We start from the raw sequence: 26848 nt of genomic DNA on the forward strand, positions 1-26848 counted from the left end.
TCATCTTGAGCAATAATACTTCTATTAAATGATCATTTATTAATATTCGAATTAAATAATATTGCTTAATATTTTGAATAAAAATATAATTTCTGCAAACTAAAATTGATATAATAAATACTGTTATTGTAATGATAAAAAAAGAAAATCTATTTTCGCACAGCACGTGTATTTGTCTTTCTATTTTGCTTATTTATCTATTAGGTTTCGAGCAAAAATTGGATCGTATATGTCTAACTTACTTTTCCCTTATCTTTTTAGGGCGATTTACTTTTTTCCGAATCTTTTTTGGCATATGGTTTGTCATAGCGGCACTCTATCTACCTGTGGGATTTTATTATGGTCCACCTAACGTTGCGGTGATTAGTGCTATCACTGAAACAGATATTGATGAAATGACAGAGTTTTGTTCACAACTGCCTAGTTATTTCTATTTTGTTCCACTAATCTTAATATTATTTTTTATTATCTTATTTAAAAAATTTTCGTTTCCAAAAACTACCAATCGCTATTTAATTATTTTTGTATTAGGATTATGTTGTTATAAACCAATAAAAATAATTGCCCAGTATCGCCCAAACACTTTCAGTTCAATAACTTACTCTTTTTTAAAAAATATTAAATATCCAATTTTAGAGTTTAGCCTGGCATTTTATGAAAGTACAAAAATATATTTAACCGAAAAGCAGCTGCAACTTAAACAAATTGAGCAAACAAATAGCATTCCAATTGTATCGGTTAATCCAAAGCATAAAACCTACATTATTATCATTGGTGAAAGCGTTCGAAAAGACTATATGAGTGCGTATGGTTTTAAATATGATAATACACCGTTTGCCCGTAACCATGCTAGTGTTATTTGGGATGGATTAATCACACCTGCCCCAAATACTCAATCATCAATTCCACACCTCATTAGCCAATCCATCTTTTCTGAGGAAAAAAAAGTAAATGCCCAACTAAATAATAATATTGTTAGCATTGCTAATGATGCTGGGTTTGAAACTTATTGGCTTTCAAATCAAGGTAAATTAGGTGCAATTGAAATTACCGTACCTCGTATTGCTGCTTATGCAAAGCATTCTTTTTATACCAAAAAAGGCGAATATAACGGCAAATCATCAAGAGGAAAACATGACACCTTATTATTACCTGAATTAGACAATATTGTATCGACAGAAGATAATAAACCAAAACTTATTGTTATGCATCTGATCGGCTCACACTCTAACTTTTGTAGGCGATTAGAATTTAAAGTACAGTTTGATCTAAATAATAAAAACATCTCTTGTTATGTCAGTAGCATTAAAGAAACAGATGATCTTATTGCACAAACCATCAATATATTAAAAAAACATAATCAAGATTATTCTGTTGTTTATTTTGCCGATCATGGCCTTGCACATGCAGATCAATATAATGATTTAAGACACAATCCAAACTATCAAGATAGCTATCGAGTTCCATTTATCTTTTTTGATTCAGATAAATCCTCCCAACAAAAAATTAATAAACAAATATCGGGATTCCAACTAGTTTATTTGTTAAGCAACTGGATGGGGGTTAAATTAGATGTAAAACATGATTATATGCAAAATGAGCTTTCTGAGATACCCGAACAACAGAATATCAAAGTTAAAGATTGGGATAACAATAAATTATATCAATTTAATAAATTAAAAAACGACCCAAATCCTTTTAATTAATAGTCATTATTTAAATAATAAAAAACGCCATCAATATTTCACTGATGGCGTTTTTTAGTATAATAAATTAACTATTTCAATAAACTATTTGCTTGCGCAAGTACATTTTCAACAGTAAAGCCAAACTCTTTAAACAGTTGATCCGCTGGACCTGATTCACCAAAGCTTGTCATGCCAATTACTTTACCATTAAGGCCAACATATTTATACCAATAATCGCTAATACCCGCTTCAATAGCAAGGCGGGCTGTGACTGACGATGGCAATACTGACTCTTTATAAGCCTGATCTTGTTTATCAAACACATCAGTTGATGGCATTGATACCACCCGCACTTTTTTACCTGCTTGTGTCAATTGTTGATAAGCTTCAACGGCAAGTTCAACTTCTGAACCCGTCGCAATAATAATTAAATCTGGTGTACCTATGCAATCATTTAAGATATAACCACCGCGATATACATCAGCTAATTGATGAGCAGTGCGATCTTGTTGTTTAAGATTTTGTCGTGAAAAAATCAGCGCTGTTGGACCGTCTTTACGTTCTATTGCATATTGCCACGCAATAGCTGACTCGACTTGATCGCATGGTCGCCAAGTACTCACATTAGGCGTCATACGTAAGCTTGCCATTTGCTCAACAGGTTGATGCGTTGGTCCATCTTCACCCAAGCCAATTGAATCATGAGTATAGACAAATAAAGCTCGAATCTTCATTAATGCCGCCATTCGAATGGCATTACGTGCATATTCCATAAACATTAAGAATGTTGCACCATAAGGAATAAATCCACCATGTAATGCAATACCATTCATAATAGCAGACATACCAAATTCACGCACACCATAATGGATATAATTACCATCCGCATTAGCTAAGATCTCTTTAGAGCCTGACCACATGGTTAAATTACTTGGTGCTAAATCAGCCGAACCACCTAAAAACTCAGGTAAAGCAGGGGCAAACGCTTCAATAGCATTTTGTGATGCTTTACGGGTAGCAATTGTTGCTGGATTTGCTTGGAGTTTATTCACCATATCGTTAGCAATTTGTGACCAATTTACCGGCAAATCACCATTAACACGACGCTTAAATTCTTTGGCTAATTCAGGATAAACCTTAGCATAAGCATCAAAACGAATATTCCATTCATCTTCGATCTGCTTACCTTTAGCTTTAGCATCCCAAGCATCATAATAGTCTTTAGGAATTTCAAAAGCAGGATAATTCCAACCAAGTGCCTTACGTGTTGCTTCAATTTCGGCATCACCTAATGGTGCACCATGGCTTTCATGGCTACCGGCTTTATTTGGCGAACCAAAACCAATCACTGTTTTACACATTAATAATGATGGTTTATCGGTTACTGCCTGCGCTTGCTCGATGGCTTCTTTTAACGCTTTAGCATCATGACCATCAATACTACGGATAACATGCCAGCCGTAAGCTTCAAAACGTTTTGCAGTATCATCAGTAAACCAACCTTCAACTTCACCATCGATTGAAATACCATTATCATCATAAAACGCAATAAGTTTACCTAATTTAAGAGTACCTGCTAACGAACATACTTCGTGCGAAATACCTTCCATCATACAACCATCACCCATAAACACATAAGTATGGTGATCAACAATAGTATGATTAGGCTTATTAAATTGTGCAGCTAAGGTTCTTTCGGCAATAGCCATACCTACGGCATTAGCAATACCTTGACCTAGAGGTCCGGTTGTTGTTTCAACACCCGGTACATAACCATATTCAGGGTGTCCTGCAGTTTTTGAATGCAACTGACGAAAGTTTTTTAGATCATCAATGGTCACGTCATAACCGGTTAAATGTAATAGACTATAGATCAACATAGAAGCATGACCATTTGATAAAATAAAACGGTCGCGATCAGCCCATTTTGGGTTGTTTGGATTATGTTTTAAAAAGCCACGCCAAAGCACTTCAGCCATATCTGCCATACCCATCGGCGCACCAGGATGCCCTGATTTTGCTTTCTGTACGCCATCCATGCCCAATGCCCTTATCGCATTCGCCAGTTCGCGGTGAGATAGTGTGGTTGCATTCATATTATAATCTCCAAAAAAATTTTTTGAGTGAAAATTTGTTAATGCCTGCAAGGTGGATATCACTTGCAAAATAATTAGTTAAATTAACAAAAATTAGTATAAAAATGGGGAGCTAACTCCCCTATCATGTGTAATATGATTATAGCAGTGCGCCAATCATATCCTCTAATTTTCCTTGATCAACGGCAAATGCGCGAATGCCTTCGGCTAATTTTTCAACTGCCATGGCATCACTATTATGTTGCCACCTAAATTCAGCTTCGGTCATTGGTGCAGGGCGCTCAACCAAAGATTGATTTGGATTAAGTTTTTGCACAACAGACGCATTTGATTGTTGCATTTCGGCAAGTAAATTAGGTGAAATTGTTAACCTATCACAACCAGCTAATGCCAAAATCTGATCGACTTTACGGAAGCTTGCGCCCATCACAACTGTTTTATAACCATGTTGTTTATAATAATTAAAAATATTACGCACAGAAACAACGCCCGGATCTTCATCAGCCACATAAGGATCGATTGGTTTTTTAGCTTGATACCAATCATAAATACGCCCTACAAATGGCGAAATTAAAAAGGCATTGACTTCAGCACACGCACGCGCTTGTGCGAACGAAAATAGTAACGTCAAATTACAGTTAATACCTTCTTTTTCAAGTACTTCTGCTGCTTTAATACCTTCCCACGTTGATGCAATCTTAATTAAAATACGAGACTTATCAATGCCTTTTTCTTGATAAAGTGCAATGATTTTACGCGCTTTTTCAATACAACCTTGTTTATCGAAAGATAAACGCGCATCCACTTCGGTCGAAATTCGTCCTGGAACGGTTTTTAAAATCTCAGCACCAATATTCACCGCAACTTGATCACACGCATTAACTAACTGCTGTTCTTTACTGCCACCTAATTTTTTAGCGGTTTGCACTGCAGAATCAATTAAATTGCGATATTGAGGAAGTTGTGCTGCTTTCAAAACAAGAGAGGGATTCGTTGTTGCATCTTCGGGGGAAAACTGCTTAATCGAATCGATATCACCCGTATCAGCTACCACCACAGTTAATTTTTTAAATTCATCTAATTGACTCATACTTTTTATCCTCATACAGCGTGTTATTATAATGTAAAGTATAATAACATTTATTCCATAATAAAACGACTTTGTCATTGGATGATGATTCATCTTGGTTGTGTTCAAAAAAAACACAGTAAAATGCAAACAAAAAAGGCGGAATCAGGCTTTACCGTAACATTATCACTCATTAATATTAGTTATGTTTACTATTTTTAGCGTACAAATAAATTCAATTATGTGAATTAAATCACAAAATCAAATTAGGATTAATTTGCATTAATCGATCTTTAGATCGACAAAATGCTTAACAAAAAAATTTGCAGATTTAAAAATTCGCTAAATTATAATTTAATTGCTTAAGCCCAAACATATTCAAGTTGACTGGTTAAACCACAACTTGTACAAGAACGGCAGTGATTAGCTTGGCAAGGCAATGGCTGATCTTGCGCTATCAATTTTATCACGCCTTTTTTGATCCAAAAACGTAACATCTGCTCAGTTGCGCTTTCGGGTAAGTGAAAGTGTCTGGCAATATCTTGCAATGGTGCACGACCTTTTAATTGTACATAATCACGAATTGATGTTATTAACATAGCCATAACCAAAGTTGCAGGGCAACCCCTGCATACTTTTCCTCTATTTATATTTTACAAATTAGCCAGCCATTTATTTACTGACAGCATGATGATTTTTTACAATGGGATATATTTGGCGCTGCTGGTTGATTAAAAGGCAAATATTGCCCAAAAATACGCATAAACAGTACCATTACCACAATAAATGCACTGCACCCCATTAGCCACCAAACGGCGACAGGCGAATGCCCAAGTAACGTACATTGATAATAAATAGTTGCCGTAAGCCACGCAACGGTAAAAGTCCAAATTGCCACAAATACCATCCACTTAAAACCAGCTTCGCGATAAACTGCGCCCAACGCTGCAGCACAAGGAGTATAAAGTAAAATAAAAATTAAATAACTCATCGCAGCTGAAGAGGTACCAAACCCATTTTTAATTTGTGAAATTGTTGTCGAATCCACCGCTAAATCAACCTGTAGTGAATCCATATCTTGTGAAGCAGTGTTAAATCCTAACGGATCTAAAACTGCATTCGACAAACTCGCCAAATTTTTCGGAATGGTTGCTAGCGCCTCTAAAATTCCTTGCGATAAACTAAATGGCTCGGCTTGCTCGTTATCATCATCGATAGCATAAAGCGAATTGAGTGTTGCAATTACCGATTCTTTAGCAAAAATACCAGTAAAAATGCCTACTGTTGCTGGCCAGTTATCATGGTTAATTCCCATCGGTGCAAATGCAGGCGTGATTTTTTGGCTAACAACAGAAAGCATAGAGTTTTGCGAACTTTCTTGCCTAAACGAACCATCGCTTCCCCATGAATTAAGCACACTTAACACTGTTACCATCAACACAATAGCTTTACCCGCTCTAAAAATAAACGACGTTAAGCGCTGCCAAGTCAAACTAATTAGACTACTTAAAGTCGGAATACGATACACAGGTATTTCCATAATAAATGGTGTGAGTGAACCTTTTAACAAAGTAAATTTGAGCACAAAGCCCGTCACCATTGCCACCACTATGCCTAACAAATATAACGCAAACACCACTATAGAGGAATTGTTAGGGAAGAATATTACCGCAAATAATGCATAGACCGGCAACCTTGCCCCACAGGACATAAAAGGAATCATACAAATCGACATAATGCGATCACGAGTGCTTTCTAGCGTTCGCGTGCCCATAATGGCTGGTACACCACAGCCAAACCCCACAAGCATTGGCACAAATGCTTTACCCGGCAAACCAATACTGCGCATTAGCCGATCAATTACCATTGCTGCACGCGCTAAATAACCAGAATCTTCTAAAAACGACAAACAAAAAAACATCGCCCCAATAACAGGAATAAACGTTGAAACAGTTTGAATGCCGCGACCAATACCATTGGCTAAAATAGCTGTAATCCAATTTGGAGCATTGATAGCGTGAAGTAGCTCGGTTGTGCCATTAACAAAAATAGTACCAAAAAGCACATCAAAAAAATCAATAAACACCGCTCCAAAATTAATCGCCACCATAAACATGGCATACATAGCTAGCAAAAAGAACGGAATCCCAGTAATACGCCCTAACGTAATATTATCTAACCTATCAGAAAAATGACGGCTAAGCTCACGCGGTTTCTCAATGACTTTTTTACAAATTACATCAATCGTATCATAACGAGCGCTAGCAAGTGCCACATCGATTTCATTATCACACCATTTTGCAAGCAACAATCGGCAGTCCGCTAACATTTTGGTTTCACGTTGTGATAAGCGATAGCGCGAATCATCTAATAAGGCATCTATCAATTGCCAGCGATTAAATTGGCGCACAACGCTATCTTCAGGCAGATCACAAAGATAACGTTGAATCACCGCTTGCTGATCATCACCAAGCAGATCAATCGATGGCTGTGCAGTATATGGACGCATTGCCATGTTTTCGATTTGTTGATAAAAGCCCTGCAAACCCATTTTTTGACGAGATGATATTGCCACCACAGGACAACCGAGCAAAGTCGACAACAAATCAACATTAATCTGTTCGCCCATGGATTTAACAGCATCGATCATATTTAACACAACAATCATTGGCACTTGCAAATCAATCAACTGGCAAGTTAAATACAAACTGCGTTGCAAATTAGTTGCATCAATAATATTAATAATCAGGCTATCACTTTCGGACAGCACGAATTGGCGCGCAATAAGTTCATCTTGCGAAACACTAAGCGGATCTGGCTCAATCGAATACGTACCGGGCAAATCGATAACTTCATATTGCGTATGATGATAAGTGAATATACCAGTTTTACGCTCAACGGTCACACCCGGCCAGTTCCCTACTCGCTGTTTTGAGCCCGTTAGTACATTAAATAACGTTGTCTTACCGCAATTAGGGTTACCAATTAATGCTAACTTCACGCACTTACCTCCATCACTTCAATGGCTTGCGCTTCTTTACGACGTAAACAAAGTGCAAATCCACGCATTTTAATTTCAATTGGATCACCAAGTGGCGCAACACGCACAGCCAAAACCTTACAACCCGGCGTAATGCCCATTGCAAGCAACTTTCGACGAAAGGGTAACGATTCAGGTAATAAACGAGTAATTACCGCCTCGCGCCCTAAAGGTAACTGGTTAAGGGTAAAAGATGACATTATGCTTCCTAAAAATAACGATAGTATTAATAAAAGTAATCGTATTAAATCAAAGATGCATATCTTAAAAAATAATCATAATTTTTTTTAGTGTAAAAATGCGAATTATTCTCAATAACAACAAATAACCAGTAAAAATCGCAAAAGCATTAAATCATAGAAAATACAAATCCAACTCATTCGCCTTTAACTTTTATATATACCTATCAAATAAGTCGTAACAATAGCTTTTAAATGTTTCAAATGAACTATTTCCCATAAAAACGATTAGGTATAGTATTGATTTTATTGTTTTTAACAAAATCAAGTGGTTACTGGGTGTTTTTTTTGTAAAAAACGGCAATAAAAAACTTTAATAAAATCAATAGCTTTCCTGACGGATTTTTGGCAAGAAATAAGGCCTTTTTGGGTTGGTGGATAGAATGAATTAGGTGTAGTGGTTTCGGACGTTTTAACCTTTGGTGAACAAAATAGTTATAATGACCACGTCCGAGCTAAGGGAATTAAAGCGAATGCCCTTAGCAATCTCATGCTATGGCTGCAGAATGTGGCTTTCAGCTACACTCAGGTGTCAAATTTGTTCCAGACAAATTTGTCGTTCCAGACGGAGAATAACCTCTCCCTGTTGTCGGCAAATTCTGACGCAGTAATAAGACAAACAACATAACCATCGTTTTTGAAAAGATTATTATGCTTTTATAATTATATATTTGATTTTAATTTACCACCTACACGACGTTGAACCCTTGGGGTACAGAATAGAATCACCTTTACGCTTTCTAAACCACCTACACGGCGGTGAACTTTTGATGATATCTATATAAAACTGTAGCACATTTCTAAACCACCTACACGGCGGTGAACTAGAGGCCAATATACTATAATCCCATTTTGCAAAAGGTAAATAGGATTTTGGTTTTACAAAACCCTTTTTTGTAGGTTATTTTTAGTTTGTTGTTTTTATTTATTTTTTAATAAAAAAAAGGGTTAGCTGGATTTTAGATTTTTAGGTAGTGCGTAAATTTAACTGCAAAGAAATAGTTGAGTATAATTTCGACCCCAGCAGGAATCGAACCTGCAACTAGCCCTTAGGAGGGGCTTGTTATATCCATTTAACTATGAGGTCATTGGCATGCGTATTTTAATAAATTTGAAAAGATAATGCCATTTAAATAACGAAAAATTTTCTATTTTTAGTAATCATGATACAATTGCATCATATTTAACCTCATTACTTTTAATCAAAGATACTATGAAAAAACGAATCGTTGGTATGATGTTTTCGGTAATGGCTCTCACCAGTTGTGCTACTTATCAGGCCGAAAATAATTCCTATAGTGACCCGTTATCTGGCTTTAACAAAACCATGTTTGATGTTAACTACTATGCACTTGATCCTTATATTTTGCGCCCTACAGCAGTCGCTTGGAAAGATTACGTGCCTTCCCCTGTTCGTACAAGTGTGGTTAATTTTTCATCTAATCTGTCTGAACCTGCGTCAATGGTGAACAATTTATTACAAGGTGATGTTCATAAAGCGGGCACGCATTTAGCTCGATTCTTTTTAAATACCGTTTTCGGTTTTGCGGGCTTGCTGGATGTTGCTAGCATGTCAGATCCTCAATTACAAAAAGGTGGTAAACGGACTTTTGGTGATGTATTAGGCCATTACGAAGTGCCTTATGGTCCTTATGTTGTGTTACCGTTTTATGGATCAGCAACGTTAAGAAACGAAGGTGGTAGCGTAGTTGACTCTCTTTATCCACCACTTGTTTGGTTAGATTGGCAATGGGCTTTAGTGCGTGGTGCGTTTGATGGTATTGAAGCGCGTGCGGTAGCGATCGAGTATGAAGATTTAATTAAAAATAGCGATGATCCTTATAACTTTATGCGTAATGCTTACTTCCAACGTAATGACTTTGTGGCATCGGGTGGTAAAGTGGACGAAAGCAAGCAAAAACAACGGGAAGAATCGATTAATGATGTTATTAATGATATCGATTCACAATAGCTTTAATTAAATTATGCCGTTGTATTAAATCAAGCTAATAAAAAACCGCGATTAATTGGCGGTTTTTTATGGTCTTTTACTTGTCTATTTATTTCGATATTGGTTTCATTTCTGGCAAATAATGCCAAAATCGGCTTGGCATTTGCTGGCGCTGTAATTTAGGATTGATGCGTTCTTTGATGGTTAACGCATTGCAATAGCGTTGCCACATAGTTTGAAATAGCGCTTCGTCTTTGGTTAGATACTGCTGATTAACTTGGCTATTTATAATCAGATCATCTTTATCAATAAGCGACACAGGTTCAATCCCGTGTAAATTATAGATATAACCATATTCACGCTTTTCATCATATATTGCCCATTTTTGATCAGCAAAGCGCTCTTTAAAAAATTTAAGCACCAACGGCAAAACATTATAAATAGGTGCAATGATCGAAAAATAGATCTTATCTTCCCTGTCGTTAGGCTCAACAACATCTTTAAGTGGATTATTGATGGCATTAAAGCGTACAAATTGCATCACTCGATGCCGTTCTCGGCTCACTTTTTTAGCAATATCATGCACAGTTAGCACATCTTGATCGGCAAAATCAGTTTCGATTGATTTAGAGGATTTAAATACCTTACAAATGTAACGAAAAACAATTAAATCACTTTCAGGCAATTCCGATAGCCAAACATACATCAACTGACGAAGCGCAACTTTGCTAATCTTGTTAATTAATGCTACGCGTACTCGTTCATATTTAGCATTGCAAAATTCAACATGATGTCTATCAGACACTAACAACGACTCGATCTGTCCTGTGGTTAATAAGCATTCAGGCATTTTCTTGAGTTTAAACGCATCAAACACAGCACAAAGCAAGCTTTCAAAACTCTTATCATAATAAAACGCCAGCATGATTTACCAGCCCATCACTAGTTGCTGTGGAGTATTTGTCTGTTTATCTTCTAGCAAAGGCGGATCTTGCAACGTAAGTCGGATATATTCGGCCGATGAATTGAGTAATTTGAATTTTCTCATTTCGTGGCAAATAACAAAAAATTGTGCACGTTTTAAAACAACGCCAATGCGTTTAAGTGCGTCAAGAGTAAGCTTTCGATGACGCCTTGCCATCACAATTAACTTGGCTGACTTAACACCAATGCCTGGCACTCGTAATATTTTTTGATAACTATCACGATTCACATCAACCGGAAAAAACTGCGGATTACGGATTGCCCAAGCCAGTTTGGGATCGACCGTTAAATCCAGATCGGGATATTGATCGTTAACGATTTCATCGACATTAAAATCATAAAAACGCAATAACCAATCGGCTTGGTATAAACGGTTTTCGCGCACTCTTGGTACTTCTTGCACAACAGGCAGCCGTTTGTCGTAACCATTTACCGGAATAAATCCCGAATAATAAACTCGTTTCATACTTGGTCGTTTATAAAGTTTGGCGGTTAATTGCAAAATTTGCTTATCCGACTCATCTGTCGCACCAATAATAACTTGAGTACTTTGCCCTGCAGGTACAAATTTGGGTGTGGTTCGAAATTTTTTGCGATCCTCGATATTTTCTAACACATTTTGATGAATTTGCCGCATAGGTTGATAGATGCTTTGATGATCTTTATCGGGCGCGAGTAATTTAAGATTTTCTTCCGTTGGAATTTCTAAATTAACACTCATCCTATCAACTAATAAGCCAGCTTGATTAATTAGATCATTACTTGCACCGGGGATCGCTTTCATATGTATATAGCCATTAAAGCCATGCTCATCACGCAAAATCTTTACCACTCTAATCATTCTTTCCATGGTATGATCTGGACTTCTAACAATCCCCGAACTGATAAATAAACCTTCTATATAATTACGGCGATAAAATTCAATGGTCAAATTGGCCAGTTCGCGTGGCGTAAAGCCCGCTCTAGGAATATCATTACTTTGCCGGTTAATACAATAAGCACAATCAAACATACAATAATTTGTCAGCATAATTTTAAGTAACGAAACACACCGACCATCAGCAGTAAAGCTATGGCAAATACCAGATTTATGTGCATTACCAATACCTTTAGCTTTATTACTTCTTGATGCACCACTTGACGAGCAGGAAATATCATATTTTGCCGATTCAGCTAATATTTCAAGTTTGGTTATCATTTTTTCGGTCATATTTAACTCATTAAAATACTGTTTATTTATACAGTTTACAGTAATCATATAAAGCTTGGCAAGTAAATATTGCGGCTAAAACACCCCCCTAATCGACATCACTTTTAGTGACTTTTTAGAAGGTTATATTTAATTTAATTGCTTTATTTATGCAAATAATCAAGTCAATATCACAAGGTAAAAATAAAAAACTCAGCAAGGTATTGTTGAGCTTACAAGTGTACGCTATAATCAACGCACTTTTTTGTATGAAGCCAGATAACTTAGGAGCTAAATAGTAAATGAAACGTGTTGTTATTACAGGGTTAGGAATTCTTTCAAGTATTGGGAATAATACTAAAGAAGTTTTAGAATCACTAAAAATAGGCCGTAGCGGTATTACCTTTTCTCAAGAAATGAAAGACAACGGAATGCGTAGCCACGTATGTGGAAATGTCAAACTAGACACGACAGGACTAATTGATCGCAAAGTTGTTCGTTTTATGAATGATGCTTCTATTTATGGTTATCTTGCTTTACAACAGGCTATCGAAGATGCCAAATTAACCCCAGAACAAGTTTCTAACCCTCGTACAGGTCTAATTGCTGGTTATGGTGGATCAACCAAAACACAATACAATGTCGTTGCTGGCATGAAAGAAAAGGGATTACGCGGTGTGGGTCCTTATGCTGTAACCAAATCAATGTCATCAGCAATCTCGGCTTGTCTGGCAACCCCATTTAAAATTAAAGGTGTCAGCTACTCAATGACATCGGCATGTGCAACATCAGTTCACTGCATTGGTCACGCTGCTGAACTGATTCAACTTGGCAAACAAGATATCGTTTTTGCCGGTGGTGGTGAAGAGCTTTGCTGGGAAATGTCTTGCGAATTCGATGCTATGGGTGCGTTATCTACCAAGTATAACGAAAATCCAGAAAAAGCATCACGCGCTTATGATAAAAATCGTGATGGCTTTGTTATTGCAGGTGGTGCAGGCATGGTTGTTGTTGAAGAATTAGAACATGCCCTTGCGCGTGGCGCCCATATTTATGGTGAACTTGTTGGCTATGGTGCAACCTCTGACGGTCATGATATGGTTGCCCCATCAGGCGAAGGTGCAATGCGCTGTATGCAACTTGCTATTCAAGATTTAGATGTTCCGGTTGATTACATCAATACCCACGGCACATCAACCCCTGTGGGTGATGTCAAAGAGTTATGGGCAATCAAACAAGTATTTGGTGACAACATTCCAGCGATTTCATCAACCAAATCAATGACAGGTCACTCATTAAGTGCAACTGGTGCACAAGAGCTTATTTATTCATTATTAATGTTAGAACATGGCTTTATTACGCCAAGCATTAATATTGATGAACTTGATGAAGCAGCAATTGGTATGAACATTATTACCGAACCAACCGAGCGTGAACTTACCACAGTCATGTCAAATAGCTTTGGCTTTGGTGGTACTAATGCCTCAATTGTCATGAAAAAATACAAAGCCTAATAAGCAAATTTAATTGATATCATTAATAAAAAAACCGTTCGATTATGTGCGGTTTTTTTGTTCATAAATTTTGTTCATAAAGCAAGTTTTGCTACCGGCATACTCCAAGACTGAATAAATAACGATGATAACTATTATCTGCCGAAAACCTGTTTTTTTCTATAAAAAAGTTCAAGTAACTAATTTATTTTATTTAAGTTTAAATTAATCAAATAAACAAGCTATAACACGTTAAGCAAGTACATGCTATAACCTTTCTATCTGCATCTTGCAAAATTTATTCATCTAGTTTACCTTACTTATTCACATAAAACTAAATAAATAGAGCGTAAGCATGACGATATCATTTAAAGAGCAGCAACAGCAAATTAGCTTTGTTAAGCAATTTTTTGCCAATCAACTTGCCGAACGTTTATCACTCATCGAAGTGCAAGCACCATTACTAAGTAAAGTTGGTGATGGTATCCAAGATAATTTATCAGGCACTGAACATGCAGTCCAAGTTAAGGTAAAAGCAATACCTAATGCACAATATGAAGTAGTGCATTCACTCGCCAAATGGAAACGTAAGATTTTAAGTGATTACCACTTCCAAGTTGGTGAAGGTATTTACGCTAATATGAAAGCGTTACGCCCAGACGAAAATCAACTTTCCCCCATCCATTCGGTTTATGTTGATCAGTGGGATTGGGAAAAGGTAATTCGCCCTGAAGATCGCAATTTGACTTATCTCAAACAAACAGTTGACCATATTTACGCAGCTATTAAAGCGACCGAAAAAGTCGTGTCACAACAGTATCATCTTTCACGCTTTTTGCCCGAATCAATCACATTTATCGATAGTGAACAGCTGTTAAAACGTTACCCAAATTTATCACCCAAAGAACGCGAAAACGCAATAACCAAAGAGCTTGGTGCGGTATTTTTAATTGGTATTGGTGGTAAGCTATCAAATAATGAAAAACACGACGAGCGTGCGCCCGACTATGATGATTGGAGTAGTGATAACGATTTAGGATCTAAAGGCTTAAATGGCGATATTTTGGTGTGGAATCCCATTTTAAATAGTGCTTTTGAGATTTCTTCAATGGGGATTCGCGTCGATCCTGATACATTAAAGCGTCAATTAAAATTAACGCATGACGAAGATCGTTTGCAATTTTCATGGCATAAGGCATTAGTTAACGGTGATTTATTACAAACCATTGGGGGCGGTATTGGTCAATCACGTTTAATAATGTTACTACTACAACAAAAACATATTGGTCAAGTGCAAGCGAGTGTATGGAGTGATGATGTTAAAGCAAATTATAGTCATTTGTTATAACTATACCACTTAAAACTATAGGGCATTACGCCCTATTTTTTCTTCAAAAAGACTCTGATTAATTAGCTACCAGTTATTCACTTGGTACTGATTCAGTATTTAGTAGTGCAGCTTAATCATTCGGATCATCCGGCACAGAAAAATCATCAAATTGATTTGATTGAGCAGGATTAATTGTTGATGATTGCACTTCATCAACGCTGTTTTGAGCATTTACATCTGTTACATTAGTTGGCTGATTTGGTTGCTTGTTTATTAATCTATCTGAGCGGACATAAATAATATTTTGGTGACCACGATCACAAGATCCCACAATTTTACCTTTAGCTTGTTGTGCTGACTTGTCTGCTGATTCTAATTTAAGTTGAAACTGCGATGGATCAACACCATTATTTTTGATTTTTTCAGCAATATTGGCGCTAATTTTGTCACAATTTGATGCTACTACCAACACAGGAAAAACTAGTAAAAAAACACCGATTAATTTTTTCATTTTCTTCCTCTCCTTATAATTTATTTAATTATTAAATGCATTAACGTTATGTATCTTACTATCTTCTTTTTATACGTAGTTAAAAATAGCCTGTCAGCATAGTTACACATCCTTAACACCTCCTTTTGTATTGGATGATGTTAAAGCAAGCCGATTAGCTCGATTTATTCACTGTACAATTTAATAAGTGTTTAACAAACCTGTTAATAACTCAATAACTTTATGATTATTAACTCACTTCTTGATTGACTAATATTTAATCACTCAAAAAGTGAGTTAATTTTGATAAAAAAAGCAAATCTTTTTCTCAATTTGGCTGAAATTCTCTATTGCCATTGATAGTAAAAAAGACTGCAAAAAGCTACAACGATACATAATTGATTACAATCAATTGCTTGATGCAAATTACAAAGCAGTAACAAAGGCAATTAAACCAAAAAATACGCCCGGTGAATTGGCAATTGCAATTGGCCAATCTTTCTTCTCTCTCAATAAACCATAGCAGACCCAAAGTGAACAGTTAATAGCAGCTGCTAATGGTTGGGTAGGGTTTGATTTAAATCCATGTAAATTATCAATGATTTGTGGAATATAAGAAACATACATTCCTAATGATGCAACCGTAGCTATAATCCCTAAAATACGAAAAGCCTTTGGTGAAAGATGCAAAATTGCCTCCTAATATCATTTATAACTTATCATTTTATACTGTTGATTATAACCAGTTAAGATACAGTCAGTAAACTATTAGCTAGGATTAAACTGTGTAAGTAGGCTTAAAATAAGACAGCCATTAACTCATGGTTGACTTATGCTCTAATATTATTTATATATAATTTAAATTTAATCATTTAGTTATAAAAACTTTATTAGTTGTAGCATGGCATGATAACCAATTACAAGGCGTAACTAAATTCAATGATTGTTTAAACAATCATAATTTTACTCAACCACAACATCAACTATTTAACTTAACCTAGTTTGTTTTACTGATAAATCAAAAGGGATAAAATGTTTATTCACTGCATGATTTGGTAAGACCGCATAAACCTGTCGACAGCTAAGTAATATATTAATTATTTTTAAATAGTTAAATATTCCCTCTTGACAACGATTCTATTCTTACTAAAAAGTCGCTTTTTTAACTTTTGTAATAGACTTGCTGAATAAAGAGGTGATGATTGGCATAACAATCGAGGCAAGTATATCAGGGGTTTGATTTTAAATGCCAAACAAAAGAATAAATAATTGGTTCAATATTTGCTAACAGCAACTAAAATGTTATCAAATAAAATAAAAAGCTAGTAGATTATATTTGTGACAACCTATTTTTTACCTAACCAATAGCGGTTCAAAATGACCATAGCTAAATCTAATTGTTCCAAGGTTATCACCAAAATCGGCTCCTTGAGATACGATCACACCATTTAATAACAATTGATTAAGTAGTGCTAATTCTTGAGCTACCGTGTTTACCGACAAATGAGCATACAAATGAAAGCCACCTAGCGGCGCTTGATACACAATATCACCACCAAAATAGCAATCTAACCATTGCATTAACTGCTTGGCTTTAATTTGTAGTGCTTGTCGTAACTGTTGTTGATGAACTAAGTGATAATGTTGCAAATATTCTTGGGCTAATAATTGTGGCAATATACTTAAACCGGAATCAATGTGTTGCCGAATTTTAGCCAAATTTTCGATGATACTAGGCGGGGCGATCATCCATCCGATACGAATATTTCTCCCAATATATTTTGATAGCGATCCTAAATAGATAACTTGATTATGCTGATCCCATTTTTTAATGGGCGATATTGCCAAATCAGGTTTAAATGCTAAAGCACTATAAGCATCATCTTCAACAATGCCGATACATTGAGAGCGGCAAAAAGCCAGTATTGCTTGCTTTCGCTTATCACTCATAACAAAACCGGTCGGATTTTGAAAAATGGGATTCAAAAACAACCATTTAATTTGATGTTGCTGCACACAATTAGCTAAGCTTTCAAGCGTAATCCCCTCATTATCGCACACAATACCATACAAACGTAAGCCTGCCGCTTGAAACAGAGGTAATGAGTAAAAATAAGAAGGAGACTCAATTCCAACCGCATCACCAGGTTTAAGTAACCCCTGCGTAATTAGAAACAACGATTGCTGTGTACCCGATGTAATTAAAATTTCATTAATATCAACTCGCATGGCAAACTGCGCTTGCATATAAAGCGCAATTTGTGTTTTAAGCGATGGCAAACCTAATTGTAGTGCATCGCTGTTTTTTTCGTGCATAATCAGTTCATTTAACGAAGTATTTGGTAGCTGTAGTTTAGGGATTAAATTGGTTGGCAAATCGCCATTAGCTAAATCGCAAATATGCGGTTGTTGTGCTCGAACTTGCGCTACTTTTTGTTGATAAAACGATTGTTTATTTTGATAAAAATGCGCAGGTAACCGCCAATTAATTGATGAATACGCTTGCACTCCCCACTTTTGATGATTTACATAAGTACCACTTCCTTGGCGCCGGATCAGCACACCACGTTCAGTTAACAGCTCAAGCGCATGCACAACCGTTGAGCGATTGATACCCAATTTTTTTGCTAGTTCGCGTTCTGAAGGTAGCCTTTCACCCACAATCAATACGCCCTGCTCAATATAGAGTTCGATAAGTTGCGTGACTTTTTTAAAAAGTGATCCGGTAAATTGTACCAGTGTCTGTTTATTCCACATGGTTGTTTTATTTTAACAGTATTGGCAGCTTGCTTTGTGCGTTTCGATACGTCAAATTAGCTCCAGAAATTGGATGGCTTTATTATAGTCCAATTGGCTGTTTTTTGCTGAGCTTTATTTTTGAATAATATTGCAAATGTCAAAATATTATCATTATTGATTTAAACAGGAGCAAAAAATGAACCAAGTCATAGGCACACAAACTGTTAAACGTGGCATGGCACAAATGCAAAAAGGTGGCGTCATTATGGACGTTGTTAATGCTGAGCAAGCAAAAATTGCCGAGCAAGCAGGTGCTGTTGCGGTAATGGCTTTAGAGCGAGTGCCTTCAGATATCCGCGCAGCTGGTGGCGTTGCTCGAATGGCTGATCCAACTATTGTTGAACAAGTCATGAACGCTGTTACCATACCTGTTATGGCTAAAGCTCGCATTGGGCACATTGTTGAAGCCCGTATTTTAGAATCAATGGGGGTTGATTATATTGATGAAAGTGAAGTATTAACCCCTGCTGATGAACAGTATCACCTACTCAAAGAAGAATTTACCGTACCATTTGTTTGTGGTTGTCGTGATCTGGGCGAAGCGCTACGCCGAATTGGCGAAGGTGCATCTATGCTACGCACCAAAGGTGAACCCGGCACCGGCAACATTGTTGAGGCCGTGCGCCATATGCGTAAAGTCAATGAACAAATTCGCCAAGTTGCTAACAAATCGAAAGATGAATTAATGACTTTTGCCAAAGAGATAGGCGCACCTTATGAGCTAGTGTTGCAAATCAAACAGTTAAAAAAACTACCTGTCGTTAACTTTGCCGCAGGCGGCATAGCAACCCCAGCCGATGCGGCACTTATGATGCAATTGGGTGCTGACGGTGTTTTTGTTGGATCAGGTATTTTTAAATCGCAAAATCCAGAGAAATTTGCCAAAGCCATCGTACAAGCCACCAGTTATTTTGATGATTATCCACGTTTAGCACAGCTTTCAAAAGGCTTGGGCGAAGCAATGAAAGGTATTGAAATCAGCACGCTAGCGCCGTCAAACAGAATGCAAGATCGAGGCTGGTAATGACGCAATCATCCACACAAAGTCATATAAAACATATTGGGGTACTCAACTTTCAAGGTGCGGTGAGTGAACATATCACTATGCTAAATAGTATCGACAATATACAAGCGACTTTAGTGCAAAAACCCGAACATTTAACCAAGCTAAACGGTTTAATCATCCCCGGAGGCGAATCCACCACAATTAGCCGTTTAATCAAACAAAATGGACTTGTAGCGCCTATAAAACAATTTGCCAAGCAAGGCAAAGGTGTTTTAGGCACCTGCGCAGGGCTTGTGCTTTGTGGGCAAACAACAACCCATAACGAAGTCGAATTGTTGGGTTTAATCGATATTTGTATTGAACGAAATGGTTTTGGTCGACAGGTTAACAGCTTTGAAACAAATTTAGATATCCCCCCTATTGGGCAACAAATTCCTGCGGTGTTTATTCGTGCACCTTATATTGCCACAGCAGGAAAAGGCATTGAGCAACTGGCATTTGTCGATCAGCACTGTATTATGGCACAGCAAAATAACATCTTAGTTTGCGCCTTTCATCCCGAACTAACAACCGATAATCGTATTATGCATTACTTTGTTGATAGATGTTAGAATAAATAAAGGATTTTCTAAACCGCCTATGCGGCGGTGAACATGTATAAAAACACAATTTTGGACTGGCTACATTTCTAAACCGCCTATGCGGCGGTGAACGTTCATTTTTCGCGGTTGTAAAAATTTGCCTATTTCTAAACCGCCTATGCGGCGGTGAACTAATAAATCCCGCCTCTCCCCCATACCGCCTATTTCTAAACCGCCTATGCGGCGGTGAACCGAAGCCTATTTTTCGATTGTGTAGTAATTGTTTTCTAAACCGCCTATGCGGCGGTGAACATTTTAATAAAGACAGTTCAGCACATTTAACGTTTCTAAACCGCCTATGCGGCGGTGAACTTGATCTTACGTCGCTACTATTTACCCGCGGATTTCTAAACCGCCTATGCGGCGGTGAACAAAACAAACCTTTTAGTTTTAGTTTTAGGTTATTTCTAAACCGCCTATGCGGCGGTGAACAGTAAATATGCCTCACGAAATATGCAGGTATATTTCTAAACCGCCTATGCGGCGGTGAACGATGCTTTAGATAAAAAATTCAGTCGAGCAATTTTCTAAACCGCCTATGCGGCGGTGAACTAGAAGCGAACATACTATAACCCCTGTATTACAAAAGGCAAATAGGATTTTTGTTTTTAAAAACCCTTTTTTGGGGAGCTTTTATAATTTATTGTTTTTATTATATTTTATTTTTAGTTAAAAAAAAGGGTTGGTAGGATTTTGGTTATGTCGATATTAAGTATATTTGTTACGCAAAAACCATTCAGGTAATGAATTGATTTTATTTGATTTTTTTAAGGCAATATAAACAGTGAAAAATTAATGACAAAAACAACTAAAAAAAATCTTAGCTAATAGATAGCTCCGATTTGCTGCTGCATGCTGATAACTGTTATAATCTTCTCATATTTTTCAGACTTGGATCACTGATTATGTACATAATCTATGGTATTAAAAACTGCAATACGATGAAAAAGGCTTTTACTTGGCTTGATGATCATCACATAACTTATCAATTCCATAATTATAAAACCGATGGTCTGTCGGCAGAGCTTTTAGATACTTTTTTACAATTGGTAGATTGGCAAAGTTTGCTTAATACCCGTGGTACCACTTGGCGTAAGTTAGATGAATCTGTCCGCGCACAGGTTGATAATGAACAAGCAGCTAAACAGATTATGTTAGCTAATCCATCTATCTTAAAACGCCCTTTACTTATTGATGATAAACTTGCTTTGCTAGGGTTTTCAAACGAGCTTTATTCCCAATTTATTTCACAATCTAAATAAAAATCGAGACCATTATGAATGAACCTGTTATTGTGCTAACCAAAGCGCTCATTGCTGAGAAATCAATAAGTCCTGACGATAAAAACTGTCAAAAAATGATTATTGAGCGATTAAAACCACTCGGTTTTATTATTGAAGAAGTCAATATTGGGCAAACCAAGAACTTATGGGCCTATCATGGCAATAATGCTACCGGCAAAACATTGATGTTTGCCGGACATACTGATGTTGTGCCAGCCGGTGATGAAAGCAAATGGTGTTATCCACCTTTTTCGCCAACGATTGATGAAAATGGCATACTTTATGGTCGTGGTGCATCGGATATGAAAAGTGGCGTTGCTGCTATGGTTTGTGCAGCAGAGGATTTTGTTAAACAACATCCGAATCACGCTGGGCGCGTCGCCTTTTTAATCACATCGGATGAAGAAGCGGATGCCGCCGATGGCACAATTAAAGTGGTCGATTTGCTCATTAAGCGCCAAGAGCGTGTTGATTATTGCATTGTAGGTGAACCATCAAGCGATGTGGTACTTGGCGACCAGATTAAAAATGGACGCCGCGGTTCACTAACAGCTAATTTAATTATACATGGCATTCAAGGTCATGTGGCTTACCCTCACCTTGCCGATAACCCTGTGCATCGTTTCGCCCCTGCATTAAATGAATTGGTTAACACTGTTTGGGATGAAGGGAATCAATACTTTCCGCAAACAACAATGCAAATTGCCAATATTAATGGAGGTACTGGTGCTGAAAACGTCGTGCCAGGTGATCTGAAAGTACAATTTAACTTTCGTTATAGTAGCGAACTGACTGATATCGCAATTAAAACGCGCGTGGAACAGATTTTACAAAAACATAATTTACACTATACGTTAGCTTGGCGATTATCAGGACATCCTTTTTTAACTCCCCAAGGCGAACTGACCAACGCAGCAGCGAGTGCCATTAAGGAGTTGACCAATATTGAGACCAAACTATCGACCAGTGGTGGCACATCGGACGGGCGCTTTATTGCTAAAATGGGATGTCAAGTGATCGAACTTGGAGTACTTAACAAGACCATTCACAAAGTCAATGAAAACGCTAATTGCCAAGATATTATTACTTTAACTGCAATTTATAACCGTATTTTAGAAAAATTATTATTGGCATAACTATTATAACTTGGTGGTATCGGTTTTAACTTAAAAGGAAAGACTATGGCGTGGCTTAAAGATTATTGGTGGATAATTGTAGTTATTTTAATTGGGATTTTTATTAATACCATTAAAGCACTGAACCGATTGGGTTATAAAGCATATCTTGAAAAAAAGAAAGGGATAAAACCTATCCCTTATCAAGATGATGACGACGATGATTGGCCGTCAACAAATTCAACGAAAAAAAAGTAGCACTTACTTTAACGAAAATCTTGGCTACGGCTGTCAAATAGTGCTTGATGACGGTAGCGATCAACCCACATTGCTGTTGCGCCGCAAACCGCAATAGGCATAACAATTAAATTAAGCACTGGCACCATAGTAAAAAAGCTGACTAATATGCCAAAGGTTAAATTATCGGCCCGATCTTGTTTAAGTAATTCGCGCATACGATGAAAGGTAATTTTGTGGTTATCAAAAGCATAGTCGGCATATTGAATATTAATTTGCCAAGCGGTAAATAAAAACCATACCACTGGTGTAACCGATTGTCCAATAACAGGAATAAAATACGTCATCAGTATCGGTATTGCCCACAATAGGTAATTTTTCAGTTTTTGTAGTTCACGACCCAAAATACGAGGAAGATCTTTAATAATGCTAATCCATGACAGATCTGCTGCGGGGATGCCCGTTAACTGCGCTTCGACTTGTTCGGCCAATATACCATTAAAAGGTGCGGCTATAATATTGGTTACTGTACTAAAGAAGTAGCAAAATAAAATAGCTAGCATTAAAATAACGATAAAAACAATGAGATAACCTAGCCAATGTAGCCAGCTTGGCATATACGCAACGCCCCTATCCACCATGCCCGATATAGAGGTAAAAAACCAATAAAATAGTGCCGACATAACCACTATATTGGCAATTAACGGTAAAAAAACAAATCGCTTAATCCCCGGACTAAACGCCAACGACCAACCTTTAAAAAAGTATTCAATTCCTGTTGTGGGTTGATTTTTTGGATTGTGGCTACTTGACTGGTTGTATGTTTGATTTTGCGAATAGCGATGTTGCATCTGATTTTCTAATTTATTGTGCATCACATTCAGTTCCTTTTAAATTAAAACGCATTGAGTTAAAACATGATGACTATTGTAAACATACCGCTTAATAACCTGCAATGGTGATCAGTTATCTTTACTGACTATTTCAGAAAATATTGCATTGCTAGCTTGTTTTGCTAACCATGTTTTAACTTCATGTTTAATGGTTTGCATCAATGCCTGTTTACCTGCAAGTTGGCATGAATTAATAACCAAAGCTTGATTATTTTTGCTTTTTAACAGTGCTGATAACACAGGAAAAGAGGATGCTTGAGATGATTGTTGATGTATTTGTATATACCGATTTAATCGACATAGTGGGGCATAACTGGCTTCGAATGGTCGATGGAAGTAAGCAAATCCAACAAGTTCATCTAAATCATTTACGTCTAAATCTGATGATAATAGCCAACTACCATCGCTGATAATCATATCGTTAAATGGTAAATCGATGATATCTTTTAACCAATAGGCGTTACGCTGTAGTTTTTGTTTTAATTTATAAGTTAACAGATGTCCAGATCGGGTAATTGGTTTAAGCGCCATAACAGAATAACTGCCACTACTAGCTTGTTTATGGCTGCTTACATGAACCAAGACGAAACCACAAGCCGTCCAAAATTGATAATTAGACGAGCTATAAGCAAAACTGACCGACACAAAATCTTTATTTTGCAATTTGGCATGATCACAAATCCTCTGCACCAGTTGTTTTGCAATATGTTGCCGTCGATAAGCCTCCATAACCGCAATGCGATTAATGCGAACTGAACGCAACTTAGCCGCTAACCGTTCGCCCGCATGAGCGACAAGCGACTGTGCCACTAAATTGCCTTTAGGACGGCGTATTCCTTGCCATACTTGGGTTATTAGGTCATCAGGCAAGTTCCCCTCGGTAATAGTAAGGGCTGCAGCAATTTGCGCATTGCCCATTGTAGCTTGCCAAGCTGATAAGTTTTGCGCATCAAATAGACGCCTTAAATCGATTAATGTAGTTTGATAGTGGGCCATTTTTAATAAATAAAAAATCGACCTTAATGTATCAACATCATTGCGTTCAACTGTTGAATATTGGAGTGATGATAGGTTTTTAACAAAATTATCATTTTGCATTAACAAACCGTTAAGTAACAGCCGATCGCTAAATTGTTCTAACATATCACCAGCCTGCCAGCGAATGGGCGTGTGTAGATGAAAATATTGACATGCTTTACTTGACAGCAATTTTAACAAAAACCCCTGTCCAGTACCTTCATACCCTTCAACGGTTGTTGTTAACAATACTCGGGAGTTATTGGCAATGGCCTGCTGTAGTAATTTTTCGAGCATAGGCAACGGAATCATGGCAGCTTCATCAATAATTAGATAATCGGCAAAATCAATCTTTGACTGCGCAATTAATTCATCAGGCGCCAAAAATGGCGTATCAGGCTTAGCAAAAGCAAAAAAAGTAGTCAATGCTGATTTATTGGGCGCAGTGACAATACTACGTTGATAATGACTAAACATTCCTGCTAGTGCCGATTTACCCCGACCGCGTTTAGCAACTAATACATTTATGGGTTTATTGCTATTTAATAACTGTTTTAACATAGCTTTTTGTTCAGCTAAGTCACAGCAGTCATCGGTCATCGCCAGCAAGGACGACGAAGCGAATATAGCATGTTTTGGCAAGGATGTTGAATTAATTGATACACCAAATTCTGCCAAAGTTTGCTTTAAATGTGTAACAAAATTAGGCACATTGATCGGATTTTGGCTTTCGTTCCAACGCAAGCTATCTTGATCATGCCAACTGCTTAGCTCCTTGGGTAATAACAAAACCAACACACTACCTTTAACTAGCGTGCCAACCAGCATGGCAAAGGCATCAAGATTAAATCCTGCCGTTGCATCAAAAATAGCATTCCGATACTGCTGGCCTAATAGTTGTTTGGTTTGATGGGGTTTGAGTGCGTTGGCAATTAACGAACTAGGCAAATAATCGGGCTGATAGGTAACAGTTATCCAATCGCCGGTGTTCTGCTCAAGGGTGGAGCTCAATTGTTCAAATAATTGTGCGCTTTCACCCTGTAACACCCATAACTTTCGGGTGCTGTTGGGATTGTGCATAAACTAACTTTTTCCAATTAATAACGACAATATACCAGCGGCAATAAGTGGTCCTACTGGAACACCTTTGAAAAAAGCAACACCAATTAGCGTACCAATAATCAAACCATTAACAATAGTGGGGTGAGCACCAATAAGCGATATACCACGTGTACCAAGCCACGAGACTAAAATACCCACCAAAATAGCTAATAGTGATTGCCAAGTAGTAAATGATTTAGCAATATCACTAATTTTTAACGATCCATCAGCCAGTGGCACCATCATCGCAGCAGTTAAAATAACAATGCCAATGGTGAGTCCATATTGATTTAAAAACGGAAAGTAAGTAGCTAATGGCGTTAGTTTAAATAGCAACAATAACAGTACAGCAAATGTCACTGTGTTATTATGGGTTAAATAACACAGTGCAGCTAATCCCAAAAGAAGAAAAAAAGAAATATCAAACTGCGCAAACATTACAAACAAACACCAATGCGTTTTGCCACTTCTTCATAAGCTTCAATCACTCCACCCAACCCTTGACGGAAGCGGTCTTTGTCCATTTTTTTAAGTGTGGACTTTTCCCACAGGCGACAACCATCAGGTGAAAACTCATCACCTAAAGTAATTTCGCCTTTAAATAAACCAAATTCGAGTTTGTAATCGACCAATATCAGCCCTGCTTTATCAAATAGATCCGTCAAAATGGTATTGATTTTAAAGCTGAGTTCTTTCATTTTGGCTAGTTGATCATCGCTAGCCCAACCAAAAGCTTTACAGTGCGAATCGTTAACCATTGGATCGTGCAATGCATCATTTTTTAGAAATAATTCAAACGTAGGAGGATTTAAAACTTGACCTTCTTCAACCCCTAGACGTTTAACTAAAGATCCCGCTGCACGATTACGCACTACGCATTCAACTGGCACCATTTGCAATTTTTTAACAAGTACTTCATTGTCAGATAATAAGGACTCAACTTGAGTTGGAATGCCAGCTTGGCGCAATTGCGTCATAATAAAATAGTTAAATTTATTATTCACCATGCCTTTACGATCTAACTGCTCAATGCGTAAACCATCGAATGCTGATGTATCATTGCGAAACTCAAGGATTAGTAAATCAGGGTTTTCGGTGGTATATACCGTTTTTGCTTTACCACGATAAAGCTCAGCCAACTTTTTCATGTCTATAACCTTATATCAATTGCCAATAAATAATTAAGG

General features: G+C 37.2%; 23 protein-coding genes, 1 tRNA gene and 1 CRISPR repeat array. Of the genes, 9 read left to right on the top strand and 15 right to left on the bottom strand.

Translation table 11 applies throughout. The features are described 5' to 3' along the window. The first annotated feature begins 131 nt into the window (after positions 1-131). Positions 132-1706 carry a phosphoethanolamine transferase gene (locus BQ5209_RS08430; RefSeq protein ID WP_085248095.1) on the top strand — a complete coding sequence of 525 codons (1575 nt, stop codon included), beginning with the start codon at positions 132-134 and terminating at the stop codon, positions 1704-1706. 71 nt (positions 1707-1777) lie between these two features. On the opposite strand, the gene tkt is transcribed toward BQ5209_RS08430, so the two are convergent. The 6 genes from tkt to BQ5209_RS08460 all read right to left on the bottom strand — a co-directional run bounded on the left by tkt (position 1778) and on the right by BQ5209_RS08460 (position 9219). Beyond that, on the bottom strand, positions 1778-3784 hold the full coding sequence (gene tkt, locus BQ5209_RS08435) for a transketolase (protein ID WP_085248096.1): 2007 nt from the start codon (positions 3782-3784) through the stop codon (positions 1778-1780). A gap of 139 nt (positions 3785-3923) precedes the next feature. Next, positions 3924-4874 (bottom strand): transaldolase, encoded by a 951-nt coding sequence (gene tal / locus BQ5209_RS08440; RefSeq protein ID WP_085248097.1) that lies wholly within the window; start codon positions 4872-4874, stop codon positions 3924-3926. A 341-nt stretch (positions 4875-5215) separates the two neighbouring features. Next, positions 5216-5452 (bottom strand): FeoC-like transcriptional regulator, encoded by a 237-nt coding sequence (locus BQ5209_RS08445; protein WP_167370334.1) that lies wholly within the window; start codon positions 5450-5452, stop codon positions 5216-5218. A gap of 77 nt (positions 5453-5529) precedes the next feature. Then, complete coding sequence (gene feoB / locus BQ5209_RS08450) at positions 5530-7854, bottom strand: Fe(2+) transporter permease subunit FeoB (RefSeq protein ID WP_085248099.1); 2325 nt, start codon at positions 7852-7854, stop codon at positions 5530-5532. Continuing rightward, positions 7851-8093 carry a FeoA family protein gene (locus BQ5209_RS08455; RefSeq protein ID WP_085248100.1) on the bottom strand — a complete coding sequence of 81 codons (243 nt, stop codon included), beginning with the start codon at positions 8091-8093 and terminating at the stop codon, positions 7851-7853. The genes feoB and BQ5209_RS08455 overlap by 4 nt, the downstream gene beginning before the upstream one ends. Positions 8094-9147: 1054 nt before the next feature. Then, positions 9148-9219 (bottom strand) — tRNA-Arg (locus tag BQ5209_RS08460). A gap of 126 nt (positions 9220-9345) precedes the next feature. On the opposite strand from BQ5209_RS08460, the gene BQ5209_RS08465 reads away from it, so the two are divergent. Next, complete coding sequence (locus tag BQ5209_RS08465; protein WP_085248101.1) at positions 9346-10104, top strand: MlaA family lipoprotein; 759 nt, start codon at positions 9346-9348, stop codon at positions 10102-10104. 88 nt (positions 10105-10192) lie between these two features. Here the strand turns inward: BQ5209_RS08465 and BQ5209_RS08470 are convergent, their stop codons facing one another. Continuing rightward, positions 10193-11008: a TIGR03915 family putative DNA repair protein gene (locus BQ5209_RS08470; RefSeq protein ID WP_085248102.1), complete on the bottom strand. Its 816-nt coding sequence runs from the start codon at positions 11006-11008 to the stop codon at positions 10193-10195. Positions 11009-11011: 3 nt separating this feature from the next. Then, positions 11012-12277 carry a putative DNA modification/repair radical SAM protein gene (locus BQ5209_RS08475; protein WP_085248103.1) on the bottom strand — a complete coding sequence of 422 codons (1266 nt, stop codon included), beginning with the start codon at positions 12275-12277 and terminating at the stop codon, positions 11012-11014. Between the two features lie 281 nt (positions 12278-12558). Here BQ5209_RS08475 and fabB point away from each other — a divergent pair, with 281 nt between their 5' ends. Together fabB and asnA are read left to right on the top strand one after the other, a co-directional pair. Next, a complete protein-coding gene (gene fabB, locus BQ5209_RS08480; RefSeq protein WP_085248104.1) occupies positions 12559-13770 on the top strand; it encodes a beta-ketoacyl-ACP synthase I in 1212 nt (403 codons plus the stop codon). A 334-nt stretch (positions 13771-14104) separates the two neighbouring features. Beyond that, positions 14105-15097 carry an aspartate--ammonia ligase gene (asnA, locus tag BQ5209_RS08485; protein ID WP_085248105.1) on the top strand — a complete coding sequence of 331 codons (993 nt, stop codon included), beginning with the start codon at positions 14105-14107 and terminating at the stop codon, positions 15095-15097. A 112-nt stretch (positions 15098-15209) separates the two neighbouring features. Here the strand turns inward: asnA and BQ5209_RS08490 are convergent, their stop codons facing one another. From BQ5209_RS08490 to BQ5209_RS08500, 3 genes are all read right to left on the bottom strand, one after another. Beyond that, positions 15210-15590, bottom strand: coding sequence for a DUF1161 domain-containing protein (locus BQ5209_RS08490; protein ID WP_085248106.1), 381 nt, complete (start codon positions 15588-15590; stop codon positions 15210-15212). A gap of 405 nt (positions 15591-15995) precedes the next feature. Further along, positions 15996-16259: a SemiSWEET family transporter gene (locus tag BQ5209_RS08495; RefSeq protein ID WP_085248107.1), complete on the bottom strand. Its 264-nt coding sequence runs from the start codon at positions 16257-16259 to the stop codon at positions 15996-15998. 663 nt (positions 16260-16922) lie between these two features. Next, positions 16923-18326, bottom strand: coding sequence for an aminotransferase-like domain-containing protein (locus tag BQ5209_RS08500; protein WP_085248108.1), 1404 nt, complete (start codon positions 18324-18326; stop codon positions 16923-16925). Positions 18327-18504: 178 nt separating this feature from the next. Here BQ5209_RS08500 and pdxS point away from each other — a divergent pair, with 178 nt between their 5' ends. The 5 genes from pdxS to BQ5209_RS08525 all read left to right on the top strand — a co-directional run bounded on the left by pdxS (position 18505) and on the right by BQ5209_RS08525 (position 22671). Beyond that, on the top strand, positions 18505-19392 hold the full coding sequence (gene pdxS / locus BQ5209_RS08505) for a pyridoxal 5'-phosphate synthase lyase subunit PdxS (protein WP_085248109.1): 888 nt from the start codon (positions 18505-18507) through the stop codon (positions 19390-19392). Then, positions 19392-19985, top strand: coding sequence for a pyridoxal 5'-phosphate synthase glutaminase subunit PdxT (gene pdxT, locus BQ5209_RS08510; RefSeq protein WP_085248110.1), 594 nt, complete (start codon positions 19392-19394; stop codon positions 19983-19985). The genes pdxS and pdxT overlap by 1 nt, the downstream gene beginning before the upstream one ends. Positions 19986-19999: 14 nt before the next feature. Continuing rightward, positions 20000-20567: direct repeats of the CRISPR family, unit length 28 nt; unit sequence TTTCTAAACCGCCTATGCGGCGGTGAAC. Positions 20568-20920: 353 nt separating this feature from the next. Continuing rightward, complete coding sequence (locus BQ5209_RS08515; RefSeq protein ID WP_085248111.1) at positions 20921-21277, top strand: ArsC family reductase; 357 nt, start codon at positions 20921-20923, stop codon at positions 21275-21277. Positions 21278-21291: 14 nt separating this feature from the next. Next, positions 21292-22434 (top strand): succinyl-diaminopimelate desuccinylase, encoded by a 1143-nt coding sequence (gene dapE, locus BQ5209_RS08520; RefSeq protein ID WP_085248112.1) that lies wholly within the window; start codon positions 21292-21294, stop codon positions 22432-22434. 45 nt (positions 22435-22479) lie between these two features. Beyond that, entirely contained in the window at positions 22480-22671 is a 192-nt protein-coding gene (locus BQ5209_RS08525; RefSeq protein WP_085248113.1) for a YpfN family protein, read from the top strand. A gap of 8 nt (positions 22672-22679) precedes the next feature. On the opposite strand, the gene cysZ is transcribed toward BQ5209_RS08525, so the two are convergent. The 4 genes from cysZ to purC form a co-directional block, all read right to left on the bottom strand. Further along, positions 22680-23525 carry a sulfate transporter CysZ gene (cysZ, locus tag BQ5209_RS08530; protein WP_306456147.1) on the bottom strand — a complete coding sequence of 282 codons (846 nt, stop codon included), beginning with the start codon at positions 23523-23525 and terminating at the stop codon, positions 22680-22682. Positions 23526-23612: 87 nt separating this feature from the next. Next, positions 23613-25640: a tRNA(Met) cytidine acetyltransferase TmcA gene (locus BQ5209_RS08535; RefSeq protein ID WP_085248114.1), complete on the bottom strand. Its 2028-nt coding sequence runs from the start codon at positions 25638-25640 to the stop codon at positions 23613-23615. Between the two features lie 3 nt (positions 25641-25643). Continuing rightward, on the bottom strand, positions 25644-26099 hold the full coding sequence (locus BQ5209_RS08540; RefSeq protein WP_085248115.1) for a DUF441 domain-containing protein: 456 nt from the start codon (positions 26097-26099) through the stop codon (positions 25644-25646). Then, positions 26099-26809 carry a phosphoribosylaminoimidazolesuccinocarboxamide synthase gene (gene purC, locus BQ5209_RS08545; RefSeq protein ID WP_085248116.1) on the bottom strand — a complete coding sequence of 237 codons (711 nt, stop codon included), beginning with the start codon at positions 26807-26809 and terminating at the stop codon, positions 26099-26101. The genes BQ5209_RS08540 and purC overlap by 1 nt, the downstream gene beginning before the upstream one ends. Between the last annotated feature and the right edge of the window lie 39 nt (positions 26810-26848).

The sequence above is a fragment of the Gilliamella mensalis genome, assembly GCF_900103085.1.
In the GTDB taxonomy this organism is placed as follows: domain Bacteria; phylum Pseudomonadota; class Gammaproteobacteria; order Enterobacterales; family Orbaceae; genus Gilliamella; species Gilliamella mensalis.